Annotated in this window: 9 protein-coding genes; 6 read left to right on the top strand and 3 right to left on the bottom strand. The window is 75.3% G+C overall.

Annotation, left to right across the window (positions count from 1 at the left end; translation table 11 throughout):
- Positions 1–37 precede the first annotated feature (37 nt).
- Together ACGF5C_RS02080 and ACGF5C_RS02075 are read left to right on the top strand one after the other, a co-directional pair.
- A complete protein-coding gene (locus ACGF5C_RS02080) occupies positions 38–1,126 on the top strand; it encodes a phosphotransferase family protein (RefSeq protein ID WP_393295860.1) in 1,089 nt (362 codons plus the stop codon).
- Positions 1,126–2,349 (top strand): acyl-CoA dehydrogenase family protein, encoded by a 1,224-nt coding sequence (locus ACGF5C_RS02075; protein WP_393295858.1) that lies wholly within the window; start codon positions 1,126–1,128, stop codon positions 2,347–2,349. The genes ACGF5C_RS02080 and ACGF5C_RS02075 overlap by 1 nt, the downstream gene beginning before the upstream one ends.
- Before the next feature lie 156 nt (positions 2,350–2,505).
- On the opposite strand, the gene ACGF5C_RS02070 is transcribed toward ACGF5C_RS02075, so the two are convergent.
- The 3 genes from ACGF5C_RS02070 to ACGF5C_RS02060 form a co-directional block, all read right to left on the bottom strand.
- Entirely contained in the window at positions 2,506–3,552 is a 1,047-nt protein-coding gene (locus ACGF5C_RS02070) for a LacI family DNA-binding transcriptional regulator (protein ID WP_393295856.1), read from the bottom strand.
- Between the two features lie 86 nt (positions 3,553–3,638).
- Positions 3,639–5,072, bottom strand: a complete 1,434-nt coding sequence (locus tag ACGF5C_RS02065) for a GH1 family beta-glucosidase (protein ID WP_393295854.1) — start codon at positions 5,070–5,072, stop codon at positions 3,639–3,641.
- A gap of 185 nt (positions 5,073–5,257) precedes the next feature.
- Positions 5,258–5,803, bottom strand: coding sequence for a plasmid pRiA4b ORF-3 family protein (locus tag ACGF5C_RS02060; RefSeq protein ID WP_393295852.1), 546 nt, complete (start codon positions 5,801–5,803; stop codon positions 5,258–5,260).
- 150 nt (positions 5,804–5,953) lie between these two features.
- Here ACGF5C_RS02060 and ACGF5C_RS02055 point away from each other — a divergent pair, with 150 nt between their 5' ends.
- The 4 genes from ACGF5C_RS02055 (at position 5,954) to ACGF5C_RS02040 (ending at position 12,285) form a co-directional block, all read left to right on the top strand.
- Entirely contained in the window at positions 5,954–6,700 is a 747-nt protein-coding gene (locus ACGF5C_RS02055) for a pyrimidine reductase family protein (protein WP_393295850.1), read from the top strand.
- A 143-nt stretch (positions 6,701–6,843) separates the two neighbouring features.
- Positions 6,844–8,598 (top strand): ATP-binding protein, encoded by a 1,755-nt coding sequence (locus tag ACGF5C_RS02050; RefSeq protein ID WP_350711645.1) that lies wholly within the window; start codon positions 6,844–6,846, stop codon positions 8,596–8,598.
- Between the two features lie 64 nt (positions 8,599–8,662).
- Positions 8,663–9,811, top strand: a complete 1,149-nt coding sequence (locus tag ACGF5C_RS02045) for an exonuclease SbcCD subunit D (RefSeq protein ID WP_393295848.1) — start codon at positions 8,663–8,665, stop codon at positions 9,809–9,811.
- The gene (locus tag ACGF5C_RS02040) at positions 9,811–12,285 is read left to right on the top strand and encodes an AAA family ATPase (RefSeq protein ID WP_393295846.1); all 2,475 of its coding nucleotides are present in this window, start codon (positions 9,811–9,813) and stop codon (positions 12,283–12,285) included. Before ACGF5C_RS02045 ends, ACGF5C_RS02040 begins: the two co-directional genes overlap by 1 nt.
- Position 12,286: the final 1 nt, after the last annotated feature.

Below are 12,286 nucleotides of genomic sequence, written 5' to 3'. Positions count from 1 at the left end.
CCTTGACAACCTGACGGAGCTGCCATCAACTAGTCGGATGTCCGAGCCGGCCGTCGACGCGTACGGGCCGGGGAGCGGTCCTGCCCCCGCCGCCTCGCCCCGGGGGTTGGATCTGGACCGGCTCGCCGGCTACCTGGCGCGGCACCGGCCCGAGCTGGCCGGCGGGCCGCTGCGGGCCCGGCTGATCGCCGGCGGCAAGTCCAACCTGACCTACCTGCTGCACGCCGGCGGGCAGGAGGTCGTGCTGCGCCGCCCGCCGCTCGGGCACGTGCTGGCCACCGCCCACGACATGGCCCGGGAGCACCGGGTGATCTCCGCGCTGGCGCCGACCGACGTGCCGGTGCCGCGGGCGCTGCTGCTGTGCGAGGACCCCGAGGTGATCGGCGCGCCCTTCTACCTGATGGAGCGGGTGCGCGGCGAGGTGTTCCGCACCCGCGCCCAGACGGACCCGCTCACCGCCGGCCAGCGGCGGGAGCTGGCGATGGGGATGATGGACACCCTCGCCGCCCTGCACGCCGTCGAGCCGGCGTCGGTGGGGCTGGGCGACTTCGGCCGGCCGCAGGGCTACCTCGCCCGTCAGGTCCGCCGCTGGTCCCGCCAGCTCGACCGCTCCCGCAGCCGGCCGCTGCCCGGCATCGAGGAGCTGCGCGACCGGCTCGCCGCCACCGCGCCGGAGGGCGCCGACGCGGGCCGGATCGTGCACGGCGACTACCGGCTGGACAACCTCCTCGCCACGGTCGACCCGGTGGCCGTCCGGGCGGTGCTCGACTGGGAGATGGCCACCCTCGGCGACCCGCTGGCCGACCTCGGGCTGCTGTTGACCTACTGGGACGTGCTCGGCGGCAGCGACTCGGCCGCCGGCAACCCGGTCGCCGACGGGCTCGGCCCGCGCGCCGGCTTCCCCACCGGGTCGGAGCTGATCGAGCGGTACGCCGGGCGCGGCGACGTCGACGTCGGGCCGCTGCACTGGCACGTCGCGCTCGGCTGCTTCAAGCTCGCGGTGATCTGCGAGGGCATCCACTACCGGCACACGCTCGGGCAGACCCTCGGCGAGGGCTTCGACCGGATCGGCGACATGGTGGCACCGCTGGTCGAGCACGGGCTGACCGCCGCCGGGGAGCGGTGATGGACTTCGCGTACGACGCCCGCACGGAAGCGCTGCGGGCCGAGCTGACCGAGTTCCTGGAGCAGCACGTCTGTCCCGCCGAGCCGGTGCACGCCGCGCAGGTCGCCGCCGCCGGTGACCCGTGGGCGCGGCCGCCGGTGCTGGCGGAGCTGAAGGCCGAGGCGCGCAGGCGCGGCCTGTGGAACCTCTTCCTCCCCGACCCGCGCCACGGCGCCGGGCTGACCAACCTCCAGTACGCCCCGCTGGCCGAGCTGACCGGGCGCAGCCCGCACCTCGCGCCGGAGGCGGTCAACTGCGCCGCGCCGGACACGGGCAACATGGAGCTGCTCGCCGAGTTCGGCTCGCCGGAGCAGCAGGAGCGCTGGCTGCGGCCCCTGCTGGAGGGCGAGATCCGTTCGGCGTTCTGCATGACCGAGCCGGAGGTCGCCTCCTCGGACGCGACCAACATCGCCACCCGGATCACCCGGGACGGCGACCACTACGTGGTCAACGGGCGCAAGTGGTGGTCGTCGGGGGCGATGGACCCGGCCTGCGAGATCTTCATTGTGATGGGCAAGACCGACCCGGGGGCCGACCGGCACCGCCAGCAGAGCATGATCCTGGTGCCGCGGGACACCCCCGGCGTGACGGTGCGCCGGGGCATGACGGTGTTCGGCTACAGCGACGCCCCGCACGGCGGGCACGCCGAGATCGACTTCACCGACGTCCGGGTGCCGGCGGAGAACCTGGTCGGGGCGGAGGGCTCCGGCTTCGCGATCGCCCAGGCCCGGCTCGGCCCCGGCCGGATCCACCACTGCATGCGGCTGGTCGGCATGGCGGAGCGGGCCCTCGAGCTGCTCTGCCGGCGGGTCACCGAGCGGGTCGCGTTCGGCCGGCCCCTCGCCGAGCAGGGCGTCGTGCGCGAGTGGATCGCCGAGTCGCGGGTGCGCATCGAGCAGGCCCGCCTGCTGGTGCTCAAGACCGCCTGGCTGATGGACACCGTGGGAAACAAGGGCGCGCACACCGAGATCCAGGCCATCAAGATCGCCACGCCGGCGATGGCCGAGTGGGTGATCGACAAGGCCATTCAGGCGTACGGCGCCGCCGGCGTCAGTCAGGACACCCCGCTGGCCGCCCTCTGGGCCCAGGCCCGCACCCTGCGCCTGGCCGACGGCCCGGACGAGGTGCACCGCGCCAGCCTCGCCAAGCGCGAACTCCGCCGCTGCTCCCCTCCCCCACCCTGACCCACCCACCCACCCCGCCCTGACCCACCCACCCCACCCCACCCCACCGCGCTCCCACCCCTGCTCGCCTCGTTGATCATGAGGTTGTTGCCGCGACACGCCGATGTCATCGCCAACAACTTCATGATCAGCGGCATGGTCCGCGGGGTGGGGGGGTCAGGAGGTGGCGCGGTTGATTAGGTTGGTGGCTAGGAGGAGGTGGGGGGACGGGAGCTTCTCGCCGCGGATGCGGGAGACCAGCAGGCGGGCCATCTGCCGGCCCATCTCCTCCACCGGTTGGAAGACCGTGGTCAGCGGCGGGTCGGACTGCCGGGCGATCGGGGCGTCGTCGAAGCCGACCACCGCCACGTCCTCCGGCACCCGCCGGCCCGCCTCGCGCAGCGCCCGCAGCGCGCCGAACGCCATCAGGTCGGAGGCGACGAAGACGGCGTCGACGTCGGGGCAGACCTCCAGCAGCCGGCGCATCCCGGCCGCCCCGCTGCCCTCGCTGAAGTCCCCGTACGCGATCAGGTCAGGGTCGACCCGGCCCCCGGCGGCCTGGATTGCCTCCTTGTAGCCGGTCAGGCGGGCCAGGCCGGCGCCCATGTCCTGCGGGCCGGCGATGGTGGCGATGCGCCGCCGCCCCCGGCCGGCCAGGTGCTCCACCGCCTGGCGGGCGCCGCCGACGTTGTCCACGTCGACGTAGTACGCGGGCTGCGCGCCGGGCTGGAGCATCCGGGCCGGCCGCCCGCCCAGCACGGTGGGCAGGCCGCGCTCCTCCAGCAGGGTGGGCAGCGGGTCGGAGTCGTGCAGCGACAGCAGCAGGACCCCGTCGACGTGCTGGCTGGTCAGGTGGTGCTCGACCCGCTCCCGCTCGATCGGCGACTGCACCATGGCGAGCCAGAGCTGCAACGGGGTCTCCAGCAGCCCCGAGCTGACACCCCGGACGATGCCGGCGAAGAACGGCTCGGTGAAGACCCGGTCACCGGACTCGGAGACGACCAGGGCGACGGAGTCGGTGCGCTGGGTGACCAGGGCGCGGGCGGCGCGGTTCGGCACGTACCCCAGCTCGGCGATGGCCTGCTGCACGGCGGCGCGCGCCTCGGGGCTCACCTGCGGTGAGCCGTTGACCACCCGGGAGACCGTCCCGCGGCCGACGCCGGCGCGGGCGGCGACGGCGTCGAGGGTCGGGCGCCCGAGCGACCGGGTGCGCTGCGTTGTCATCGTCTGCTCCTCCGACGGCGGGCCGGCCCCGGCCCCACCCCCGGGCGGGTGGTTGCCGGGGCCGCCCGTTGCTGGCTGGCCCTCGCCTATTGTGCGGCCAGACCGTTGCGTCGGATCACCTCGGCGTACCACCTGGCGCTGGACTTGGGGATCCGGGCCTGGCTGTCGTAGTCGACGTAGACCATCCCGAACCGCTTGGTGTAGCCCCAGGCCCACTCGAAATTATCCATCAGCGACCAGGCGAAGTAGCCGCGCAGAGGAACGCCGGCCCCGATCGCCTCGTGCGCGGCACGCAGGTGGGCGTCGAAGTACGCCACCCGGTCGACGTCGTCGACCCGCCCGTCGACCACCGCGTCGACGAAGGCGGCGCCGTTCTCGGTGACGTAGAGCGGGAGGTCCGTGTACTCCTCGTGGACCCGGCGCAGCGTCTCCACCAGGCCCGGGGCGTCGATCTCCCAGTCCATGTCGGTGACCGGGACGCCCCGGGTGACGAAGCGGACGTCCTCGCTGCCCGGCCAGCAGGACGGCGCCCGCCAGTACGGCTCCGGCTCGGCGCCCGCCACCGGGGCGGCGACGACGTGGCGGCTGTAGTAGTTGACGCCGACCAGGTCCAGCGGGGTGGCGATGGTCGCCAGGTCGCCCGCGCGTACGTGCCCGAAGTCGGTGACCCGGGCGAGGTCGGCTGTCAGGTCCGCCGGGTACGACCCGCGCAGCAGCGGGTCGAGGAAGAACCGGTTGGCCAGCCCGTCGATGCGCCGCGCGGCGTCGACGTCGGCGGGCGCGTCGCTGGCCGGGGTGACCGGGTAGAGGTTGACCGTCACCCCGACCTCGGCGGCCGGCCGGGCCGCGCGCAGCGCCCGCACGGCGAGGCCGTGGCCGAGCATCAGGTGGTGCCCGGCCCGGACGGCGTCCGCCCCGTCGGAGCGGCCCGGCGCGTGCGCCCCGGAGCCGTAGCCGAGGAACGCCGAGCACCACGGCTCGTTCAGCGTGGTCCAGTAGCGCACCCGGTCGCCGAGCGCGTCGGCGACCAGCGTGGCGTAGTCGGCGAACCGGGCGGCCGTGTCCCGGGCCGGCCAGCCGCCCGCGTCCTCCAGCGGCTGCGGCAGGTCCCAGTGGTAGAGGGTGAGCCAGGGCTCGATCCCGTGCGCCAGCAGCTCGTCGACGAGCCGCCGGTAGAAGTCCAGCCCCTCCGCGTTGGCCGGGCCGGAGCCGCCCGGCTGCACGCGGGGCCAGGAGACCGAGAACCGGTACGACCTCAGCCCCAGCTCGGCCATCAGTGCGACGTCCGGCCCCAGTCGGTGGTAGTGGTCGCAGGCCACGTCGCCGGTGTGCCCGGCGACCACCCGGCCGGGGGTGTGGCTGAAGGTGTCCCAGATCGACGGGGTCCGGCCGCCCTCGGCCACCGCGCCCTCGATCTGGTACGCGGCGGTCGCCGCGCCCCAGATGAAGCCGGGCGGGAAGGCCAGCGACGGGCGGTCGGCGAGGACGCCGACGGCCGGCGGGGTGGCGGGGTTGCTCACGGCGTGACGGCACCTTCCATGATCCCGCGGTGTCGCGGGCGGACGACGGGAACGCCAGCGGGGCAGGCAGCGCTGCCACGAGCATGTCGGGGCTGTCCGGGGGTGTCAACGAACGAATGGGAGCGTTCCCAGATCGTTACCGCGGCCGCCGCCGCACGACTCGGAGCCGGCCGGCGGTGGCGCGTTCAGCAGAAGCGGCGCAGCAGAGTGGCGACACGGCCGGCGTCGAAGGCTGCCGGGTCGAAGCGCTCACCCACCCAGTCCCGCATCGACCGGTGCTCGGGGTGGCCCGGGTCGGCCACCGCGGCCAACAGGGCCTGGTAGCCGAGCGGCCCGCCCACGTCCTCCGGCGGGCACGCCCGCTCCCCGTCCAGACAGGACGGGTAGCGCTCGTCGGGGTCGGCGGTGAAGGCGTCCTCCACCACCAGGTCGTGCTCCCACCAGTCGCCGAAGTCGTAGGTGTAGTGGAACCGGCTGCCCTTGCCGACCACCGCGTCGAGCCGGACGTCCAGCTCGTCGCGCAGGGCCAGCTCGCCGTCGGCGTCGGGCTCGCCGTACTGCCGGCCCTCGATCTCGAACGAGTGCAGGTGGCAGTCCCGCCAGCCCATGCCGTGCTGCACCACCCGGTGCACCCGGTCCAGCGTGTAGCCGCCCGGGACGAGCACCCGGCGCCAGACGGACGGCCGGACCCCGGCCAGGGAAATCTTCAGCTGGAAGATCTGACGCGGCATGCTGTCCCATCCTTCCTCGGCATAGGCTGCGAGCATGATCTGCCGAGCGTGCCGGGCGAGACGGCACGACGACTGTCCGGGGCGGAACTGGTGCGACTGCCAGCACCGTACCCCCCGACCCACCCCTCCGGTCACCGGTCCGGCCGGCGAATGAGCGTCGGAATCCCGATTTCGGCGCTCTGGCCGGAGCCGTCGGCGCAGCCCCTGGACGACGCCGCGCTCACGGCCCGCTACGGGCGCGCGGACCGCCCCCACCTGCGGGTGAACTTCGTGACGAGCGTCGACGGCGCGGTCGCCGTCGACGATTACTCCGCCGGGCTCTCCGGCGAGCCGGACAAGCGCGTCTTCGGCCTGCTGCGGATGCTCTGCGACGCCCTCGTCGTGGCCGCCGGCACCCTGCGGCACGAGGGCTACCGCGCGGTCCGGCTCGACGAGCGGCGCCGGGCATGGCGCCGGGAGCACGGCCTGCCCGAGTACCCGACCCTGGTCGTCGTCTCCGGCTCGCTCGACCTCGACCCGGCGCAGGCGGCGTTCGCCGACGCGCCGACGCGGCCCGTCGTGCTCACCCGGTCCGACGCGGCGGCGCCGCCCGGCCTGACCGACGTCGCCGACGTGGTGCGCTGCGGCGACGACCGGGTGGACCTCGCTGCGGGCCTGGCCGAGCTGCGCCGCCGCGGCTTCGACCAGCTGCTCTGCGAGGGCGGGCCGCGGTTGTTCGGCGCGCTCACCGCCGCCGACCTGGTGGACGAGGTCTGCCTCACCGTCGCCCCGCTGCTCGCCGGGGCGGGCCCGGGGCGGATCACCGCCGGGGACGCCAGCGAGGTACGCCACCTGCCGCTGCGGCACGTGCTGGCCGCCGCCGACGGCGTCCTCATGCTCCGCTACGCCCGCGACTGAGCGTGGCCGGGCGGGCACCCTGCGACGGGGTGGCGGGCCGGGTGCGTGGCGTCCGCCGCGTCGCGTGGCAACCTGTCGTACTCCTGCGGCAGGATGCACCACGTGTGCCCCGACCGCGACGACCAGCCGACCGGAGTTGCCCGATGACTGACGACGGGTTCGACGGCCCGGGCGAGGAGGTCGGCCGGGTGCTGGGCACGGCCGACGCCACCCCCCTGCAGTTCTGGACGGCGGTCTCCCCCGGCAGCTACCTCCAGCTCGACGACGTCGTGGTGACCCGCCGGGAGCTGCCCGACCGCGAGCCGGTGACGATCGCCGGGGTGGTCACCCAGGTGCGCGCCCGGCACGAGGGCGCCCAGTTCGACTCCGACGTCTTCGCCATCGCCGACGGCACGCTGCCGGCGCAGGTGCAGGAGGCTGCCGAGATCACCACCACCCGCGTCGACCCGGAGCTCTACGTGCCGCCGTCGCCCGGTGCCGTGGTGCACCGCGCCGAGGGCGACGCCCGGGCGCGGGCGCTGCACTTCGACCGGATGGAGCGGCGGATCCCGATGGGGATGGGCCGCGACGGGGTGCCGGTCTACCTCAACGCCGACTTCCTCGACGGCAGCCGGGGCGCGCACGTGTCGATCTCCGGCATCTCCGGCGTCGCCACGAAGACGAGCTTCGCCACCTTCCTGCTCTACTCGGTCTTCCGCTCCGGGGTGCTCGGCGGCGACGCCGTCAACGCCAAGGCGCTCATCTTCAACGTCAAGGGCGAGGACCTGCTCTTCCTCGACCATCCCAACACCCGGCTCGACGACGCCACCCGCGCCGCGTACGCGAAGCTCGGCCTGACCGCCGGCGCGTTCCCCGACGTGCGGGTCTACGCCCCGCCCCGGGTCGGCGACTCCTCCGGTACGCCCGACGTGAGCAGCCGGCTCACCGGGGTGGACAGCTTCTACTGGACGCTCGCCGAGTTCTGCGCCGACCGCCTGCTGCCCTACGTGTTCGCCGACGCCGACGACGAGCGCCAGCAGTACACGATGGTCGTCCACTCGGTCGCCGCCCACCTGGCCCGGCACGCCCAGCCCGCCGACGGCGGGGTGAGCATCGACGGGGTGCGGCTCGGCTCGTACGCCGACCTGGTCGACCACGTCGTCGAGCAGCTCAACGACGACGAGACCCGCTCCGACTGGGCCGGCAGCGCGGTCGGGCTGGGCACGGTCAACGCGTTCGCCCGCCGGCTGATCGGCAGCAAGAAGGACCTGTCCCGGCTGATCCGGGGCGACCTGGCCACCCGCCGCCCGCACTCGATCAACACCGCCGAGAGCGCCCAGGTCACCGTGGTCGACCTGCACAACCTGCCGGACCGCGCGCAGCGGTTCGTGGTCGGCGTGACGCTCAAGAGCGAGTTCGAGCGCAAGGAGAAGGCCGGCACCGCCAAGCCGCTGCTCTTCGTGGTGCTCGACGAGCTCAACAAGTACGCCCCCCGCGAGGGCTCCTCCCCCATCAAGGAGGTGCTGCTCGACATCGCCGAACGGGGCCGCTCGCTCGGGGTGATCCTGGTCGGCGCCCAGCAGACGGCGAGCGAGGTGGAGCGGCGGATCGTCACCAACTCGGCGATCCGGGTGGTCGGCCGGCTCGACCCGGCCGAGGCGTCCCGCCCGGAGTACGGCTTCCTGCCGCCCGCCCAGCGGCAGCGCGCGCTGCTGGCCAAGCCCGGCACGATGTTCGTCAACCAGCCCGACATCCCGGTGCCGCTCTGCCTGGAATTCCCGTTCCCGGCCTGGGCCACCCGGGTCTCCGAGGCCGGCCGGGCGCCGTCGGAGACACTCCGGTCGATCACCCAGTCCGCCGACCCGTTCGCGGTGGTGGGCTCCGGCGGCGGCGCCAGCGACGACGACATCCCGTTCTAGGGGGACCGGTGAGCGCGAGGAGTGAGCCTGCGAGCCCCACAGTCGCGAACGGAAGGCTGGCACCGTGAAGATCCTGCACACCTCCGACTGGCACGTCGGCAAGGTCCTCAAGGGCCAGTCGCGGGCCGAGGAGCACAAGCAGGTCCTCGCCGGGGTGATCGACGTCGCCCGGGCCGAGCGGCCCGACCTGGTCATCGTCGCCGGTGACCTCTACGACACCGCCGCGCCGACGCCCGAGGCCACCCGGCTGGTCACCCGGGCCCTGACCGCGCTGCGCCGCACCGGCGCCGACGTGGTGGCCATCGGCGGCAACCACGACAACGGCCAGGCCCTCGACGCGCTGCGCCCCTGGGCCGAGGCCGCCGGGATCACGCTGCGCGGCGGCGTCCGGGAGAACCCGGACGAGCACGTCGTCGACGGCACCACGGCCGGCGGCGAGCGCTGGCGGCTGGCCGTGCTGCCGTTCCTCTCCCAGCGCTACGCCATCCGGGCCGTGGAGATGTACGAGCTGACCGCCGCCGAGGCCTCCCAGACGTACGCCGACCACCTGGGCCGGGTGCTGGGCCGGCTGACCGAGAGCTTCACCGAGCCGGACCGGGTGCACCTGGTCACCGCCCACCTGACCGTGGTCGGCGCGGCGACCGGCGGCGGCGAGCGGGACGCGCACACCGTGCTCGGCTACGCGGTGCCGGCGACCGTCTTCCCGGGCACCGCGCACTACGTGGCGCTGGGCCACCTGCACCGCTCGCAGCGGGTCCAGGGCCCCTGCCCGATCCGCTACAGCGGCAGCCCGCTCGCCGTCGACTTCGGCGAGCAGGAGAACGTGCCGTCGGTGACGGTCGTCGAGGTCACCGCGACCACGGCGGCGCAGGTCCGCGAGGTGCCGGTGGTCGCGGCGGCCACGCTGCGCACGGTCCGGGGCACCCTGGCCCAGCTCGCCGAGATGGACGTGCCGGACGCCTGGCTGCGGGTGTACGTGCGGGAGCAGCCCCGCGCCGGGCTGCGCGAGGAGGTGCAGGAGCTGCTGCCCCGCGCCCTGGAGATCCGCATCGACCCCGAGCTGGTGCCCGCCCCGGGCGGCGGCGCCCGGGTGGCGCAGCGGGCCGGCCGCTCGCCCCGGCAGCTCTTCGCCGACTACCTGGACAGCCGGGGGCACACCGACGACGGGGTGCGGGAGCTCTTCGACGAGCTCTTCGAGGAGGTCGAGCACTGATGCGGCCGATGCGGCTCGACATGGCGGGCTTCACCGTCTTCCGGGACGAGACCACGATCGACTTCACCGACGCCGACTTCTTCGCCCTGGTCGGGCCGACCGGCTCGGGCAAGTCGACGGTGCTGGACGCGATCTGCTTCGCCCTCTACGGCACGGTGCCCCGCTGGGGCGGCACCCGGGGGCTGGCCAACGCCCTCGCGCCGTCGGCCACCGAGGCGCGAGTGCGGCTGGTCTTCGAGTCCGGCGGGTCCCGCTACGTGGCGACCCGGGTGGTGCGCCGGGACGGGCGGGGCAACGTCAAGACGGCCAACGCCGGGTTGCAGCTCATGCCGGCCGGCTTCGACGTGACCAAGCTCGACACCGGGCTGAGCCCCGACGATCTCGGCGAGGTGGTCGCCGGCACCCCCGCCGAGATGGAGCAGGCGGTGCTGGAGGCCGTCGGGCTGCCGTACGAGCAGTTCACCAGCTGCGTGGTGCTGCCGCAGGGGCAGTTCGCGGACTTCCTGCACGCCAAGCCGGCCACCCGGCAGCAGATCCTGGTGAACCTGCTCGGTCTCGGGGTCTACGAGGAGGTGCAGAAGAAGGCGACCGCGCGGGCCGCGCAGGCCGAGGCGAAGCTGGAGGCGGTCGACCAGGCGCTGGCCGGGCTCGCCGACGTCGACGACGCGGCGCTGGCGGCGGCGACCGGGCAGGTCGACCGGATGCGGGAGCTGGTCGGGGCGGTGGCGGCGGCCGTACCGGAGCTGGCGGCGGCCCGGGAGACGGCGCGCGAGGCGGGCGCGGCGCTGGCCGCGCTCGACGCCGACCTGGCGGTGCTGTCCGCCGTGCGCGCGCCCGACGGGGTGGCCGAGGTGGCCCGGGCGGTGGCGTCGGCGCGGGCGGGCGCGGACGAGGCGGCGACGGCGGTGTCGCTGGCCGAGGAGCGGGAGGAGAAGCTCCGCGGCGAGCTGGCTGCGGCCGGCGACGAGAGCGCGCTGCGGCTGCTGCTGCGGGCGTACACCGACCGGGAGAAGCTGGCCGGCGAGGCGGAGACGGTCCGCGCGGCGGTGGGCGCAGCGCGGGGCGAGCACGCGGCGGCGGTGACCGCGCTGACGCAGGCGCGGGCGGCGGCCGAGCGGGCCGAGGGCGAGTTGGAGGCCGCCTTCCGGGCCCACGAGGAGGCCAAGGCGACCGACCAGGCGGTGGCGCTGCGGGCGCACCTGCGCGACGGGGCGACCTGCCCGGTCTGCGAGCAGACGGTGGCGAGGGTGCCGGTGGTGCCGGCGGACTCGGCGGTCGCCGCCGCCACGGCGGCGGGCCGGGCGGCGCGGGCCGCCACGAAGGCCGCGCAGGCGGTGGTGGCGGAGCGCGACGCCGCGGCCCGCGAGCTGGAGCGGGTGCTGGTGCGGGCGCGGGCCCGGCAGGACCAGTTGGACGCCCGGCTGGCCGAGCTGGACGGGCAGCTGGCCGGGGCGGCGGAGCCGGCGGTGCTGCGCCGCGAGCTGGACGACCACGCGCGGCTGCGCCGGGCGTTGGACGAGTCGGCGGCGGCGGTGCGGGCCGGCCGGGAGGCGGCCCGCCGGGCCCGGGCGGCCGTGGAGGCCGCCGAGGAGCGGCTGCGCGCGACCTGGCGGGCGTTCGACGCCGCCCGCGACGGGCTGGCCCGGTTCGGGCCGCCGGCGGCCGACCGCGACGACCTCGGCGCGGCGTGGGCGGCCCTCACCGGGTGGGCCGGCGCGGAGGCGGAGCGCCGCCGCGCCGAGCGGGCGGGGCGGGCCGCCGCGGTGGCGGAGGCCGAGGCGGTGGCGGCCGGCGTCGGCGAGCGCATCGCGGGCATCTTCGCCGCCGCCGGGCTGCCGGCCACCGACGATCCGGTACGCGCCGCCGACCGCGCCCTGGAGCGGGCCGAGGGCGACCTGCGCGAGCTGGAGCGCCGCCGCGAGCAGGCCGGCGGGCTGCGCGAGCAGCGGGCCGGGTACGAGCACGAGGCGCAGGTGGCCCGGGCCCTCGCGGGGCACCTGCGGGCCAACAACTTCGAGCGGTGGCTGCTGGCCGAGGCGTTGGACCTGCTGGTCGACGGCGCGTCGGGCATCCTGCGGGAGCTGTCCGGCGGGCAGTACGACCTGGTGCACGACAAGGGCGAGTTCTTCGTCGTCGACCACCACGACGCCGGGCTGCGCCGGGGCGTGCGCACGCTGTCCGGCGGCGAGACCTTCCAGGCGTCGCTGGCGCTGGCGCTGGCGTTGTCCGAGCAGCTCGCCGGCATGTCCACCACCGCGGCGAGCCTGGAGTCGATCGTGCTCGACGAGGGCTTCGGCACGCTCGACGCGGCCACCCTGGACACGGTGGCGGCCACCCTGGAGAGCCTGGCCGCCCGGGGCGACCGGATGGTCGGGGTGGTCACCCACGTGCCGGCGCTGGCCGAGCGCATCCCGGTCCGCTACGAGGTCAGCAAGGACGCCCGGTCGGCCCGCGTCGAGCGGACCGGCCGGTGAA

Source organism: Micromonospora sp. NPDC047620 (genome assembly GCF_043205005.1).
Classification (GTDB): domain Bacteria; phylum Actinomycetota; class Actinomycetes; order Mycobacteriales; family Micromonosporaceae; genus Micromonospora.
This window is presented reverse-complemented; position numbering and strand designations above follow the sequence as displayed.

What these genes read in the sequence shown, in the direction of transcription:
- ACGF5C_RS02070 (WP_393295856.1), bottom strand. Translation starts at nt 3,552, where the DNA reads ATGACAACGCAGCGCACCCGGTCGCTCGGGCGCCCGACCCTCGACGCC.
- ACGF5C_RS02060 (WP_393295852.1), bottom strand. Translation starts at nt 5,803, where the DNA reads ATGCCGCGTCAGATCTTCCAGCTGAAGATTTCCCTGGCCGGGGTCCGG.
- ACGF5C_RS02050 (WP_350711645.1), top strand. Translation starts at nt 6,844, where the DNA reads ATGACTGACGACGGGTTCGACGGCCCGGGCGAGGAGGTCGGCCGGGTG.
- ACGF5C_RS02040 (WP_393295846.1), top strand. Translation starts at nt 9,811, where the DNA reads ATGCGGCCGATGCGGCTCGACATGGCGGGCTTCACCGTCTTCCGGGAC.
- ACGF5C_RS02075 (WP_393295858.1), top strand. Translation starts at nt 1,126, where the DNA reads ATGGACTTCGCGTACGACGCCCGCACGGAAGCGCTGCGGGCCGAGCTG.
- ACGF5C_RS02055 (WP_393295850.1), top strand. Translation starts at nt 5,954, where the DNA reads ATGAGCGTCGGAATCCCGATTTCGGCGCTCTGGCCGGAGCCGTCGGCG.
- ACGF5C_RS02080 (WP_393295860.1), top strand. Translation starts at nt 38, where the DNA reads ATGTCCGAGCCGGCCGTCGACGCGTACGGGCCGGGGAGCGGTCCTGCC.